The following is a 13611-nucleotide window of genomic DNA, read 5'->3' as shown; positions in this document are numbered from 1 at the left end:
CCCCGCAACGCCGCGGCCCAAGTCAGGCTGAATAGATCGTTACCATGCATCGAACACCCGCATGCCGGCAACGAGAAGCTTCTGTTAACCCTAACCGTACGCTCCGGTGAGCAATTTTTGCATGTCTTTCCGCAAGTTGGCATGCGCTCTGCAACGTCCCGGTCAAACAGCATGACTGGGAAGTCAGCGTCCCGTTTCAGGACAAAAAGTGTCTCACTTGTCCGGAACGAGCACGGTGTCCCGAAGATAAAGAGGCGTTACCAGATGAAGAACGGCGTTACTCAGACACTCTACAACTACTGGGACGACCTGCGCGGTACACGGCCTGCTCCGAACCGTAGCGAGATCGATCCGGGGCATATCCGAGGTCTGCTCGGAGACACTTTCATTCTTGAGACCCATGATCCGCACACCGTTCGCTACCGGCTTGCTGGAACACGACTTTGCTCGGCGCACTGCCGCGAACTCAAGGGACGCAATTTCCTGCGTGGCTGGAGCGAAAAGGATCGCGAGGCAATGGCCAGCCTTCTGACAGCAATTACCGAGGATGCCGCCGCCGCCGTCGTCGGCATTGCGGGGCATACCGAGCGTGAGCAAGTCCTACCCATGGAAATGCTGCTCTTGCCGCTGAATGTTCCTGGCGAAGGTCGCATTCGCATTCTCGGTTCCTGCACACCCATGGAACGCCCTTACTGGCTCGGACTGCATCCGATCATGAAGCAGTCGATCACCAGCCTGCGCCTAGTCTGGCCGGATGAGCGTCCGTATTTCCTCAACCGCGGGGACAACGCGGGCATTCGTTCCAATCCGATCATGCCCCGCTTCACGGCTGAAAACATGGCCATGCCGGCAGGTGCGATGGCACCGATGCCCCAGGGTGCCGAGCGCCGGGTTGGTCATCTGACGGTATATGACGGCGGCAAGGCGTGATCGATCCCAATCCGGTCATGAGCATTACCTATCATTAACCCCAGCTCCTGTAGGGTGGACTTCCTAGGGACCGAGTGCGACCCGTCGCACGGGAAACGGGTGATCAGACATGAATGCCGGATTGGCACCAGCAACGCACGGAAGCAAACCGCTTCACGCCGCCGACCGGCGGCGTCATCAACGCGTTTCTGTGAGCATTCTCGGCCGCTTCATGCTCGAGGATCGTCACGAGTATCCCTGTCAGGTCATCGACATGTCGCCGGGTGGAATGGCCATGATCACCCCGGTCTCCGGCCGTGTCGGCGAGCGCGTCATCGCCTATCTGGACCATCTGAGTCGGGTTGAAGGCGAGATTGCCCGGTTGATCGACGGCGGTTTCGCCGTCGAATTGCGCAACACGCCGCGCAAACGGGACAAGATCGCCAACATCCTGACCTGGCTCGCCAACCGCGACGAACTCAACCTGCCGGAAGATCGACGTCACGACCGTTTCGTCCCAAAGAACCCGATCACCAAGATCGTGTTGCCCGATGGCTCGGAACACGTGTGCCGTATCGTCGACGTTTCACTGTCGGGTGCCGCTCTGGCAACAGACATCGTTCCGGAAATGGGCGACAGCATCGCTCTTGGAAAGATGAGGGCACGCGTCGTTCGACAGATCGAGGGCGGGATCGCAGTGGAATTTGCCGCGATCCAGAACCGCGAACTGCTCGAGCACCACATTACCAGCCCGAACAGCAACGGCAGCTGAAACAAGCTTTCCCTCCGGATCACCTCATCGCTCATCTGATACGGCGACGTGCGCTCAAAGCGCTCGCGGCGCAGGCTTGCCATTGCGTGAACGCAACCTCGTCTTGCGCGCACCGGCCCTCGTAAATCCCGACAAGGCCTTCTTCCGCAAGTCTTCACGCCCGGCCCCCGCATCTGCGGCCGGCGTCACTTTTTTTAATTTTTTTTCCTCTTGAAGACGCCTTCCACAAGGTCGGAATCAACTTGCCTGGCCCTGAATCGCACGCCTGCGAAACGGCGAATTCTATCTCTGCGTACCATCGAAAAAACGATCTGCCCCAACGACTTATGCCCGAGTGCATAAAATTTTATACAAACTTTCGTCAAGTATTACTCAAAGTTGATTTCAATTCGATTTAAAATAAAATAAAATACATGTAAAGTAATATTCAAGTTCTATTTTCGCAATTACCGAGTAATAAAAACGGGAATGTCATTGTGGTGCCAGCCTTGGGGAGGGCACTACTATGAAACAGAGAAATTCACTTCTTTCTGCAGCACTGATCGCTCTTACGAGCCTGGCGCTATCAAGCGCAGCGAGCGCCGCTCCGGCCCGCTTCATGGCGATGGGAACATCGGTGAAAGCACCGCTGGGACATATCCAGTTTTGTGAAGAGAACCGCACCGCCTGCAGGGGGAAGAACGGTACGCCTGTTGTGGTCAAATTGACCGAACAGCGGTGGCAGGAGCTCATCGACCTGAATGACCGCATCAACCGTGCCATCCGGCCGGTGACCGATGAGGTCCTGTTCGGGAAGCTGGAATACTGGACATATCCGAACGGTGGCGCGGGCGACTGCGAGGAATACGTCCTTGAGAAACAAAGGGCACTCATCGCAGCGGGCTGGCCGCGCAGTGCGCTACTCATCACGGTCGCCAAGGATATCAAGAACGCAGGTCATGCCGTGCTGACGGTCCGCACGGATCAGGGTGACATGATCCTCGATAATCAGATCGAGGCAGTCCTGCCCTGGTACTCGACGCCGTACCGCTACATCAAGCGCCAGTCCACGGAGCATCCCGCCAAGTGGACAGGCATCGCAGACACCCGTGTCGCCACAGTCGGGAGTGTAGGCAACTAGAGTTCGGGATTTGGGATTGCCTCAAAAGGGCAAAAGGGAAGATCCGGTCGCGTCCCCACCCTCCCCATCCCTACCACGGCCGGATCCAGGGAGTCGGTCAGCCCCCGCAGACCGGCTCCCGCCTTTTTCAGGGACCGGCATGCACGCGGCAGGCGTTTCAACCTATGTCAAATTGGCTTCAGATCCGTCCGGAAACGCTGCCAGTTGCGCACATATCCTGCGGCCGACCTGGTAATTCCTTCAGCTGCAGCAGCGTCAAGCTGGCGCACGACTTTCCCAGGGACGCCGACCACCAGCGAATTGTCCGGGATTTCCTTGCCCTCCGGAATGAGTGCATTTGCGCCGATGATGCAGTTCGAACCGATCACGGCACCGTTGAGAACGGTTGCGCCCATTCCCACAAGGGAATTGGATCCGATGGTGCAGCCGTGCAGGATCGCCTTGTGCCCGATGGTGCAATCATCGCCAATAGTCAGTGGGTAGCCCATATCGGTGTGGAAGACGCATCCGTCCTGCACATTTGACCGAGCTCCGACATGAATAAGTTCATTGTCGCCCCTAAGAACCGCACCGAACCATACGCTCGCATCCTCGTCGAGCCTGATCTTGCCGATCAGTGTCGCATTCGGCGCAACCCAGCACCGGTCCGAATCGGCAAATATGGGGCGGTGACCACCAAGTTCGAAAAGTCCCAACGCTTCCTCCCAGGGTCCTTGTTCAGAAAGTCGCGACGAGGCTGAGCGCGAAATGTGTCACGAACAGGCCGGAGACGAGACTCCACATTCCGGCAATCGTTGATGATGCCACGAGCCAGCCGATCGGGCGTCCCTCGATTCGGCGTCCACGAATGGCATTGCGCATGATGATGAAGGGCCCGGCCAGGAGACACAGGCCCACCACGGCAATTGTACCCAGAAAGGTTTCGACCGCGATGTTGAAACGGGGAGGCTGATTGGTCAAAAGCTGATAGAAGCTGCCAATCACTCCTGCGGCAACGAATCCCGCACAACCGATATAGAACGCGACGAAAAGTTCGGACACCACAACATTAACCTTTCGTTAACCTTTTGGAGACGAAGCTGCTCCAGGAAACACAAAGGGTCAAGAGCAAACGCCGTGCCGTTTTCATTCTGGCGTTAAGATGGCGGAAACCCTGACTATATGGGCAAGCAACGAAACATTCGCCTATCCCACAATGGGACATTAGTCCCTCGACGGGACATGGCCGGGCCACTCGCCAACAAAGGTGTGCTGCTATGGCATGCCGGAAAGGCTTGTGATGTTTCCTGTTGAGCTTCCCAGCGCGAGTGGCATGCGGCCGCTTCATTTCACGATACTGACGGTGGGCATTGCGATTCTCGCGTTGCTGTACCTGACCTATATCGGCGCACGGTGGAGCGGTTACTGGCAAAGCGACAGGATCTGGCTTGAAGCGCCCTTCAAGCAATCGATTCAGATCGGCGACAAAATGTTCGTCGTTCCAGTCGAAATGCTGGTGGGCTCCGTCCCAGCCTATTCGATCCTTCCTGGCCCTCACCGTGAAGACACATTCAGCCTGAAGGTCTCATGGCCGGAGATGAAACCCGCCAGGCGCTCGACCAACCAACCTTCCCGTCCCGCTGCTGACACCAATACGATCCTGATCAACGTAGTGGCTTCCAGTGAGGGTGAGACGATGCGCGACCGCCTGGCACCGGTCTACCGGCGTCTTGCACGCGGGCCTGAGTTGGAAGGCCCCGCAGGCCTCAAGATCCTGACACTATCTTCTGCGGTCTCCCTCGAAAGGGACGAAATAGTCTTCGAGGAGACGTCCAGGGGTAGCGGCTTTATTGCCCGGTGCCGGCAGTCCCGAGAAACGGGCTCGCAGTGCTCACGCGAGATGCGATTCGGCGACAATCTGACCGTCACCTACAGTTTCCACCGCAAGTTCCTGACCAACTGGGGACGGCTCGACCGGAAGGTCTCCCAACTGCTCAATTCCTTGCGCAGCTGAACGGCCGCAATGCGTGCGTGATCCCAAAAAGGAAAAGCCCGGCGCTTCTTACAGCGGCCGGGCTTTTTGATGCGTCAGGTAGACGCTGTCACTCAGGCTTCTTCGAGGTCGAACTGAAGAATTGCCATCTGGAAGTTCCAGCTCAGATCATCGTCATCCTCGTCATCGCGATAGATAACGCCGATGAACTCCTCGCCGATGTAAACTTCAGCGCTGTCGTCTTTTTTCGGACGCGCGCGCACCTGAAGATTGTCCAGTTTAAACTTTCCGCGCAGATACGCTTCGAGTTTGCGAATTTCATCGGGTTTCACGCGCTTTTCTCCAATTCATCGTGATCGTTTCGAGGGGCGGACCCTACAGATTTCTAAGGCTGTGCCAACCGGTCAGATCAGCTTTCCACGTCTTCCACCAAGCCCCCGTCGCTGAGGAGCTGATCATCGGCTGCAAGCAACTGGTTCATGGACCGGGCAGGCTCCGAACATCCGGCCTTGCCAACGATCCGTGCCGGAACGCCTGCGACCGTCGAGTTCGGCGGCACGTCCTTCAGGACGACAGAACCGGCGGCAATACGCGAGCAATGTCCAATTTCCAGGTTCCCCAGAACCTTGGCCCCTGCCCCGATCAGGACCCCGCGCCGGATCTTCGGATGCCGGTCGCCGCTTTCCTTGCCGGTGCCGCCAAGCGTCACGCCCTGCAGGATGGAAACATCGTCCTCGATAACCGCGGTGCCACCTACGACGAGGCCGGTACCGTGGTCGATGAAAATTCCCTTCCCAACCGGAACAGCCGGATGAATGTCGACCTGGAACACCTCGGAGCAGCGGCTTTGCAGGTAGAGCGCAAAGTCATGACGGCCCTGACGCCAAAGCCAATTGGCCAGACGGTGGGTCTGAAGGGCATGGAAGCCCTTGAAGTAGAGGACAGGCTCCAGGAGACGGTTGCAGGCGGGATCGCGATCAAAAACAGCGACCATGTCCACGCGGAAGATATCTGCAAGCTCAGGCTCGCTTGAAAGCGCTTCCAGGTAGGTCTGGCGGATGAGCGAGGCCGAGACCACGTCCCGGCCGAGCCTGTCGCCAAGCCGGTGAACAACGGCCTCTTCCAGGGTACCGTGATTGAGTACCGTCTCGTAGACAAAGGACGACAAGGCGGGTTCGGCCACGACCATGGCTTCCGCTTCCTGTCTCAGCTGTCGCCAGACCGGATCATGCATCGCCAGAGTTGCTGCGCTCTGGCGCGGAGTCGGGTTCGACATGGCTTGTCTCCTTTTCAAGCCGTCCGTTACGGCCCTCTAAGATAGGGGCGTTCGGCATAATTCCAAAGTCAAACTTGCCGGGAGCCGTTCCAACTGGTTTGCTTCCCGTTAAATATGGTTGCCTTGCAGTCGCTTGAGCATTCCCCGGAGACCGATTTTGAGCAATTTCCAATCCGCTCCCGCAGGCGCGATCCGCACGCATGTCGACGGATCCGTCGGCTGGCTCGTAATCGACAACGAGCCCAAGCGCAATGCCCTGACCCTCGACATGTGGAAAGACTTACCCCGCGCCGTCCAGCAACTGGACACTGATGATGCAGTCCGCGTCATCGTTGTCCGAGGGGCTGGGAGCATGAGTTTCGTCGCCGGCGCCGACATTTCCGAATTCGAGGAAACACGCTCGACGGCGGAACTTGCCAAGGCCTATGACAAGATAAACGTCGCCGCATTCAAGGCCCTCAAACATGCCTCGAAACCGACGATCGCAATGATCCGCGGGCATTGCCTTGGCGGCGGGCTCGGCATTGCCCTCGCCTGTGACCTGCGCATTGCCGCGATCGGCAGCGTCTTTGGCATCCCCGCCGCGCGCCTCGGCATAGCCTACCCCCTGGATGCTGTCGGCGACATCCTCGAAGCGGTTGGCCCCATGATCGCAAAGCAGCTGCTCTTTACCGCGGAGCGCTTCGAAGCCGACGCCGCCGCCCGGTGCGGTATCGTTGGAGAGGTTACGACCGACGCACAGCTGGACGGACGCATCAGGGGTTTGTGCGCGACCATCTCAAACAACGCCCCGCTGACCCTGAAGGCCGGGAAAAGTGCTATCAATGCGATTGCCGGCGGCTCAGCGCCGCAGGACATGGTCAAGGCCGCAACGGCCGCAGAAGCCTGCTTTGACAGCAAGGATTTCGAGGAAGGACGCAATGCCTTTCTGGAAAAGCGTAATCCGCACTTTACCGGAACCTGAATCATCAAGAGAACCAAAGGCTCCAAATCCCTTATTTGACTCACGGTTTGGAGCAATGCCCCGGACGTTTCACCGGGAGCGTTGAATCAGTTTCTCAACTGAACATCGAACCTCAGGCATTACTTCAAGAGCATCTACAGGCTCCGATTGGAATCAATCTTCCAGTTTTCGGCCCCAACCGATTGAGTTCAAATGTCTTCCTCAATCGGCATCGGCAAGGTGCAGCTGCTTGAGGAAACTCTCGATCGCTTCCGCGAATACGTCGTTCCGGTCACCAGCCACCATGTGACCGGCGCCATGAATGTCGACAAATTCGGAATGGGGAACAAGCTTCAGGAACTCCTCGACATGCTCTTCGGCCACGAGTTCCGAATTGCGCCCGCGAACCAGGAGGACAGGAACATCCAGCTCCTTCGCTGCAGCTGTCATCTCCGCCTCGATCATGGCAGCCTGTGCGCCACCTGAGGCTTCCTTGGCTGCGATGAACTTTGGATCCCAGTGCCAGCGATAGCGACCGTCGTCATGACGCCGAAGGTTCTTGGAGAGCCCGGAAAGATCCTTCGGGCGCTTCCGGTTCGGCAGATATGCGGCAATTGCATCAGCCGCTTCCTCGACGCTTGCAAAGCCCTCCTCGACCTTGTCGCCCATGAAACCGAGAATCTTGGCAACGCCGCCCAGATCCATACGCGGCGTCACGTCAACCAACACGAGCGCAGACAGGCTGCCCTTTGCGATCTTGCCCTCAGCCAGCATGGACGCAAGGCCTCCAAGGGAGGCTCCGACGACGACGGGACGCTCACCGGTTCGCTCGAAAATGACATCGGAGATTGCCACGAGGTCACGGGCATAATCCGTGAAAGCGTAATTGCCCGAAGGCACCCATTCACTCTCGCCGTGCCCGCGCTGGTCGATGCAGTAGACCACATGTCCGAGCGCTGCGATCCGCTCCGACGCGGCATCCCAGGAGTGCCGGGTCTGGCCGCCGCCGTGCAACATGACCACGGGCCTTCCGCCCGTGCCGTAGCGGTCAGCGACGATCCGGTTGCCTTCGGCGCCGAGAAACTCCTCCCTCATCGGCCTCACCCCATGTAGCCGTTCAGGAAGTCCAGAACGCCCTGCTTGTAGACCTTGTCACCGACGGCGACCATGTGATCGCGGCCGGGAATCTCAAGCACCCGTGCATCTTCCATCAGTCCGGCAAGTTTCTGCGGCGAGCCTGCGATATCGTCCTTCGTTCCGACTGCAACCAACGCCGGAACTTCAATCCGAGAGACATCTTCCTCGGAAATTTTCTGGCGCGACGAGCGCATGCAGGCCGCAAGCGCAAGCCTGTCGGACTTGGTCTGCTCGGCAAACGCACGAAAGGCACGCCCGGTGCGGTCGGAAACGTCCTGCAGGCGCTCGGCCTCCAAGGCAGACGCGATCGGCTCCGGATCGCCGACACCGCTCACCATGCCGTAGCCAAGGCCGCCAAAGATGACCCGCCTCACCCTTTGCGGATGATTGAGGGCCAGGAACGCCGAGATACGCGCGCCCATGGAATAGCCCATGACGTCGACTTCATCCAGCCCAAGGTGATCGAGGAGCCGGCGCGCATCTTCAGCCATGACCGGCGCACCATAGGCGTCCGGGTCATAGAACTTGGAGCTCTCGCCATGGCCCCGGTTGTCCAGCGCGATGACACGTCGTCCATCCTTGACAAGCAGATCGACCCAGCCCGGATTTACCCAGTTGATCGACTTGTTGGAAGCGAAGCCATGGATCAGAAGGATCGGCTCCCCCTCTCCCTCATCCAGGTATGATATTTCAATTCCGTCTTTTTCGAACTTGGGCATTCTTGAACCTTACTTTTACGTAAAGGGTAATCTGTCTAGGCGCTAGCTTATGTCGAATGTCCGGACTGGGAAAGATCGATCGAGGGCGATACGGTCCCAAGTCGCCAAAGTTTTTCCCCTTTCAGTGCAAACCTGCCGGGGATCTGAGGCTCTTTCCCCTATTCAAGCGCGCGTCAGTTGAGTATGGTCCGCCGCAATACGAACCAAGATGGAATGGATTGACCCATGGCGGATCAAATCGTCCCGCATTTCCAGAACTCGAGCGGCCATGATTCCGTCGCGATCGGCGCCCGTGAATTCATGTGCATCGGCGCGAATCCTCCGTTCGATCATCCCCACGTCTTTCTCGATCTCGGAAACGAGAGCGAGATCGTATGCCCCTACTGCTCGACGCTCTACAAGTTCGACCCGACCCTGAAGGCCGCGGAATCCTCTCCGGCCGATTGCACCTGGGCACCAGCTGCGGCCTGACCCCATGGCGGGCGCGCCGGGCCACGCCCGGCCTCTTGGCGACAAGACACCTGGTGACTGAACAAGAGCCATGACCGATCCGGTCCTTATTGCAGGCGCAGGCATTGGCGGGCTTTCCGCAGCCCTTGCTCTTGCGCGCAAGGGACATCAGATCATCGTCTGCGAGCACGCCAAGAGCCTTAAAGAAGTCGGAGCGGGACTGCAGCTCTCTCCTAACGCGACCCGTTGTCTTAACGAGCTGGGCGTCCTTGCACCGATACGTGCACGCGCATTCGAACCGGCGGACGTGTGTATTCGTTCTGGCTCGAGCGGCCAGAACCTGGCCCAGGTCCCGCTTGGATCTGAACTCGCGTCCCGTTACGGCACCCCCTATCTCGTCGTACATCGCGCCGACCTGCAGCGCGCGCTTTTCGAAGCTGCCCTGGCAACTGGCGCCATCGACGTTCGCTTTAGGCATGACTTCGAGGACGTCTCGGCGTCGAAAAACGGCCTGAGCGCAAGTTTCAAGAACGATGACAACGGTCAGGTCTCAATCGATGCATGTGCTCTGATCGGCGCCGATGGTGTCTGGTCGAAGGTACGCACATGCGTTGCTGGACATTCGGAGGCCGCATTCACTGGCCGGACGGCGTATCGCGCGACCATTCCGGCCTCCGACGTCGACGCTGAACTGTTGCGAGACACGGGGCTATGGCTTGGAAGCAATGCACACCTCGTGCACTACCCGATCCGTTCAGGAACGGAATTCAACATCGTCGCGCTTGTCGCCGAAGACTGGCACGAAGAAACATGGTCGGCCCCTGCGGACAGGAACGCGCTGCTAGCCCGTTTTTCGAACTGGGCGAAGCCTGCACGTGACCTTATGGCCAAGCCTGACAGGTGGCTGAAATGGGCCCTGTGCGGTGTTCCTGCGAATGCGCCATGGATTTCGGGACGCATCGCCCTGCTCGGCGACGCGGCCCATGCCATGCTTCCCTTCGCCGCCCAGGGCGCCGCAATGGCGATCGAGGATGCACTTGTTCTTGGCAGTGTTCTGGACCCGGCGCCCCTCGATGTACCCGCAGCCCTACGGCACTACCAGTCCCAGCGCCAGGCACGGGTTGCAAAGGTTCAGGCGACCGCGGCGAAGAACGGCCGCATCTATCATATGAGCGGACCGATGGCCTTCGCCCGCGACACGGTTCTGCGCATGTCGTCCCGGCAGAGCCTCGGTGCCCGGATGAACTGGATCTATGGCTGGCGCCCGCCACGCTGACGATCCTCGTTTGCGCCCGGCAAATCGGCGAAAAATACCGCAAAACCTTGAGTGGCAGCCCGGCTTGGGCTAAAGGCATCGTCCATTCGAATTCCTGGGAGACGTGCCATGTCGGACGGAAAGGCAGAGATCGAGGTAACCGCCGGTTTCCTCGTGATCGGCGATGAAATCCTGTCGGGCCGGACCAAAGACAAGAACATCGGCTTTCTGGCCGAGTATCTTACGGCGGTTGGCATCGATCTGCGCGAGGTGCGCGTTGTTCCGGACATCACCGAGAGGATTGTGGAGGCCGTCAACGAGCTGCGCGCGCGCTACACATATGTCTTCACGTCCGGCGGCATCGGGCCGACGCATGACGATATCACCGCCGACAGCATTGCGGCCGCATTTGGCGTCTCAGTCGATGTAGACCCGCGGGCCAAGGCAATCCTCGAAGCCCATTATCCTCCCGGACAACTGACACCCGCCCGCCTGCGCATGGCCCGCATTCCGGCCGGAGCAGAACTCATCGAAAACCCGGTGTCCAAGGCTCCGGGTTTCACCATCGGCAATGTCCACGTAATGGCCGGTGTGCCTTCGATCATGCAGGCGATGGTCGATGCCGTCGTCCCGACACTGAAGACCGGCCGCAAGATGCTTTCAACGCATATCGATGCAGATGTGCCCGAAAGCCGGCTCGCAGAACGGATCGGCGAAATCCAGAAGGAGTTCCCGGCGACGCTGATCGGTTCCTATCCGCGCACCAATGATGGCCGCTTCACAACCCAGATTGTCGTTCGCTCACGCGATGAGGCCGAACTCGCCAAGGCCGCCAAGGCCGTTGGCGAAGCCGTCGCGCAGGCCACCGCTTAAATTCCGCACGGAAAACGATTCAAAGGAAACACTCATGGAAAATCCCGCACAAGACAAAGCCTTCCCGGTCTCCTGGGACATGTTCCACCGCGATGCCCGCGCGCTGGCCTGGCGCCTGTCAGGCCAAGGCGACTGGAAGGCCATCGTCTGCATCACCCGTGGCGGCCTCGTACCTGCCGCTATCGTCGCCCGTGAGCTTGGCATTCGGACCATCGAAACGGTCTGCATTGCCTCGTATCACGACTATGACAACCAGGGTAAGCTTGAAGTCATCAAGCCGGTCGATCCCAAGGTGATCGACCTGGAAGAAGGCCAGGGTTCGGGCGTTCTTGTCATCGATGATCTCGTCGACACCGGCAAGACCGCTAAGGTTGTCCGGGAAATGCTGCCCAAGGCCCATTTCGCCACTGTCTATGCCAAGCCGGTTGGCTGTCCGATGGTCGACACCTTCGTGACGGAAGTCTCTCAGGACACCTGGATCTATTTCCCGTGGGACATGGGATGGCAGTTCCAGCCGCCGCTGTCCCGCGAAACCGCCGGCTGATCTCGCCGAATCGAAAACTGTCTTTTTTCAAGGGCTTCAATCCTTCGTGATCAAACGCGGGATTGGTGCCCTTGCCACTTTGTCGGCCCAATTACCCGGCAATGGCTTCCCAAGCAATGGGAACCACTTCGCCCCTTGTGCGTATGAAACTAAGGAGGCTCCTGCCCGGCCTCGACAGTATTCCTGCCCCGACAGAAAAGACACGATCACCAAGGCTGCCGAATGTCCCTGACCCGTAGAACCTTTTGCCTGAGTGCAACCGCCGCTCTTGCCGGATGCGCAAGCTACACACGCACTCCTCCGCTGAACCAGGCAACCATACCCGGCGAACCTCAGATACCGGCAGAATATCTACAGATGTACAGGGCAATGCCCGAGGAGCGGTTTCCGATTCCGGCGGTAAACCTGCGAAAGATCCACCCGACGTATTACCGCCAGTACGTGGACTATTATTCCCCCGAACCTGCCGGTACGATCATCGTCGATACGCCAAACCGCTTTCTCTACCTGACGATGGAAGGCGGAAAGGCGATGCGCTACGGTGTTGGCATAGGCCGCGCCGGCTTTGAATGGGGCGGCACAGCCCGGATCGCCTACAAGCGGGAATGGCCGACCTGGACACCGCCGGCGGAAATGATCGACCGCCAGCCCGAGCTTGAGGAATACCGAAACGGCATGCCCCCTGCACTCGACAACCCGCTGGGTGCCAGAGCGCTGTATATTTTTGAGGGCAACCGCGACACGCTGTACCGCATTCACGGCACCAGTGAGGACTGGTCCATCGGCAAGGCTGTGTCATCAGGGTGCGTACGTCTTTTGCACCAGGACGTCATCGATCTCTACAACCGCGTTCCCAATGGCACACGGATTGTCGTTCAACAGGCCTGAGCCTAAGCGTCAAACGGCAAGTTCAACCAATTTGTCGACTTCAATGCCATCGGTCGTGACGGCGCAACCGATGGCATAGGCCTCGACCCCGGCCTTGCGGGCAATTTCGTAAGCCTTGGCATAGTTGGGGTCTATGTCTGCAGCCAGGGACATGCGCGCGCAATCAGGACGCTGAACCAGGAAAACCATCGCAGCCCGATGACCCTGTCCGACCATGTCGGCCATTTCGGCAAGATGCTTGGCACCACGGGCTGTCACGGAATCGGGAAACTCAGCAAGGCCTGCCTCGCGCATGAGGTGCACGTTCTTGACCTCGACATAGACATTCTTTCCGCTCTCGTGCTCCAGCAGAATATCGATGCGCGAATTCTTGCCGTATTTGACTTCGCGGCGCAGGGAAGAAAACCCGCTCAGCTCCGGAATGACCCCGGCTGTCAACGCTTCCTCCACGAGGCCGTTCGGATGAGCCGTGTTGATACCGACGAGCGCACCATCGGCCTCCATGATTTCCCAGGAGAACTTGAGCTTGCGCGTCGGGTTGTCGGAGCGCGAAAGCCAGACGCGCGAACCCGGTTCCTTCAAGCCGAGCATAGAGCCCGGATTGGCGCAATGAGCCGTGATTTCAGAACCATCCTCATCGAGAATGACGTCGGCGAGAAAGCGCTTGTACCTCTTGACGAGGCGGCCGCTGACAAGGGGAGCTTGGAATTTCATGAAACCTGTTTACCGTGAGAACAAACAGGAAACAAGATT

General features: G+C 58.7%; 17 protein-coding genes. 10 read left to right on the top strand and 7 right to left on the bottom strand.

Annotation, left to right across the window (positions count from 1 at the left end):
- Nucleotides 1-264: 264 nt before the first annotated feature.
- From ACN0SY_RS19065 to ACN0SY_RS19055, 3 genes are all read left to right on the top strand, one after another.
- Nucleotides 265-930, top strand: a complete 666-nt coding sequence (locus ACN0SY_RS19065; protein ID WP_417690009.1) for a PAS domain-containing protein — start codon at nucleotides 265-267, stop codon at nucleotides 928-930.
- Nucleotides 931-1039: 109 nt separating this feature from the next.
- Nucleotides 1040-1681 carry a PilZ domain-containing protein gene (locus ACN0SY_RS19060; RefSeq protein ID WP_417690007.1) on the top strand — a complete coding sequence of 214 codons (642 nt, stop codon included), beginning with the start codon at nucleotides 1040-1042 and terminating at the stop codon, nucleotides 1679-1681.
- A 505-nt stretch (nucleotides 1682-2186) separates the two neighbouring features.
- The gene (locus ACN0SY_RS19055; RefSeq protein WP_417690005.1) at nucleotides 2187-2801 is read left to right on the top strand and encodes a transglutaminase-like cysteine peptidase; all 615 of its coding nucleotides are present in this window, start codon (nucleotides 2187-2189) and stop codon (nucleotides 2799-2801) included.
- Nucleotides 2802-2968: 167 nt separating this feature from the next.
- Here the strand turns inward: ACN0SY_RS19055 and ACN0SY_RS19050 are convergent, their stop codons facing one another.
- Both ACN0SY_RS19050 and ACN0SY_RS19045 read right to left on the bottom strand, forming a co-directional pair.
- Entirely contained in the window at nucleotides 2969-3496 is a 528-nt protein-coding gene (locus tag ACN0SY_RS19050; RefSeq protein ID WP_417690003.1) for a gamma carbonic anhydrase family protein, read from the bottom strand.
- A 22-nt stretch (nucleotides 3497-3518) separates the two neighbouring features.
- Nucleotides 3519-3842 (bottom strand): DUF6949 family protein, encoded by a 324-nt coding sequence (locus ACN0SY_RS19045; RefSeq protein WP_417690001.1) that lies wholly within the window; start codon nucleotides 3840-3842, stop codon nucleotides 3519-3521.
- Between the two features lie 235 nt (nucleotides 3843-4077).
- On the opposite strand from ACN0SY_RS19045, the gene ACN0SY_RS19040 reads away from it, so the two are divergent.
- Nucleotides 4078-4794 carry a hypothetical protein gene (locus ACN0SY_RS19040; RefSeq protein WP_417689999.1) on the top strand — a complete coding sequence of 239 codons (717 nt, stop codon included), beginning with the start codon at nucleotides 4078-4080 and terminating at the stop codon, nucleotides 4792-4794.
- 92 nt (nucleotides 4795-4886) lie between these two features.
- Here ACN0SY_RS19040 and ACN0SY_RS19035 read toward each other — a convergent pair whose 3' ends face one another.
- Both ACN0SY_RS19035 and cysE read right to left on the bottom strand, forming a co-directional pair.
- Nucleotides 4887-5105, bottom strand: a complete 219-nt coding sequence (locus ACN0SY_RS19035) for a DUF3126 family protein (RefSeq protein WP_417689997.1) — start codon at nucleotides 5103-5105, stop codon at nucleotides 4887-4889.
- Between the two features lie 77 nt (nucleotides 5106-5182).
- Complete coding sequence (cysE, locus tag ACN0SY_RS19030) at nucleotides 5183-6049, bottom strand: serine O-acetyltransferase (protein WP_417689995.1); 867 nt, start codon at nucleotides 6047-6049, stop codon at nucleotides 5183-5185.
- Between the two features lie 157 nt (nucleotides 6050-6206).
- Here cysE and ACN0SY_RS19025 point away from each other — a divergent pair, with 157 nt between their 5' ends.
- The gene (locus ACN0SY_RS19025; protein ID WP_417689993.1) at nucleotides 6207-7013 is read left to right on the top strand and encodes an enoyl-CoA hydratase; all 807 of its coding nucleotides are present in this window, start codon (nucleotides 6207-6209) and stop codon (nucleotides 7011-7013) included.
- A 201-nt stretch (nucleotides 7014-7214) separates the two neighbouring features.
- Here ACN0SY_RS19025 and ACN0SY_RS19020 read toward each other — a convergent pair whose 3' ends face one another.
- Both ACN0SY_RS19020 and ACN0SY_RS19015 read right to left on the bottom strand, forming a co-directional pair.
- Nucleotides 7215-8087 (bottom strand): alpha/beta fold hydrolase, encoded by an 873-nt coding sequence (locus ACN0SY_RS19020; protein WP_417689991.1) that lies wholly within the window; start codon nucleotides 8085-8087, stop codon nucleotides 7215-7217.
- Nucleotides 8088-8092: 5 nt separating this feature from the next.
- Nucleotides 8093-8848 (bottom strand): alpha/beta fold hydrolase, encoded by a 756-nt coding sequence (locus ACN0SY_RS19015; protein ID WP_417689989.1) that lies wholly within the window; start codon nucleotides 8846-8848, stop codon nucleotides 8093-8095.
- 225 nt (nucleotides 8849-9073) lie between these two features.
- Between ACN0SY_RS19015 and ACN0SY_RS19010 the strand changes: the two genes are divergently transcribed.
- The 5 genes from ACN0SY_RS19010 to ACN0SY_RS18990 all read left to right on the top strand — a co-directional run bounded on the left by ACN0SY_RS19010 (nucleotide 9074) and on the right by ACN0SY_RS18990 (nucleotide 12858).
- Nucleotides 9074-9319 carry a zinc-finger domain-containing protein gene (locus ACN0SY_RS19010; RefSeq protein ID WP_417689987.1) on the top strand — a complete coding sequence of 82 codons (246 nt, stop codon included), beginning with the start codon at nucleotides 9074-9076 and terminating at the stop codon, nucleotides 9317-9319.
- Nucleotides 9320-9389: 70 nt separating this feature from the next.
- Complete coding sequence (locus ACN0SY_RS19005; protein ID WP_417689985.1) at nucleotides 9390-10574, top strand: FAD-dependent monooxygenase; 1185 nt, start codon at nucleotides 9390-9392, stop codon at nucleotides 10572-10574.
- 108 nt (nucleotides 10575-10682) lie between these two features.
- Nucleotides 10683-11426 (top strand): competence/damage-inducible protein A, encoded by a 744-nt coding sequence (locus ACN0SY_RS19000; protein WP_417689983.1) that lies wholly within the window; start codon nucleotides 10683-10685, stop codon nucleotides 11424-11426.
- 34 nt (nucleotides 11427-11460) lie between these two features.
- The gene (gene gpt / locus ACN0SY_RS18995) at nucleotides 11461-11970 is read left to right on the top strand and encodes a xanthine phosphoribosyltransferase (RefSeq protein ID WP_417689981.1); all 510 of its coding nucleotides are present in this window, start codon (nucleotides 11461-11463) and stop codon (nucleotides 11968-11970) included.
- 222 nt (nucleotides 11971-12192) lie between these two features.
- Nucleotides 12193-12858, top strand: a complete 666-nt coding sequence (locus tag ACN0SY_RS18990) for a L,D-transpeptidase family protein (RefSeq protein ID WP_417689979.1) — start codon at nucleotides 12193-12195, stop codon at nucleotides 12856-12858.
- A gap of 9 nt (nucleotides 12859-12867) precedes the next feature.
- Here the strand turns inward: ACN0SY_RS18990 and sfsA are convergent, their stop codons facing one another.
- On the bottom strand, nucleotides 12868-13572 hold the full coding sequence (gene sfsA / locus ACN0SY_RS18985) for a DNA/RNA nuclease SfsA (RefSeq protein ID WP_417689977.1): 705 nt from the start codon (nucleotides 13570-13572) through the stop codon (nucleotides 12868-12870).
- Nucleotides 13573-13611 lie beyond the last annotated feature (39 nt).

The sequence above is a fragment of the Roseibium sp. genome, assembly GCF_048261595.1.
Taxonomy (GTDB): domain Bacteria; phylum Pseudomonadota; class Alphaproteobacteria; order Rhizobiales; family Stappiaceae; genus Roseibium.
The sequence above is the reverse complement of the archived record's forward strand: the minus strand, read 5'-3'. Positions and strand labels throughout refer to the sequence as shown.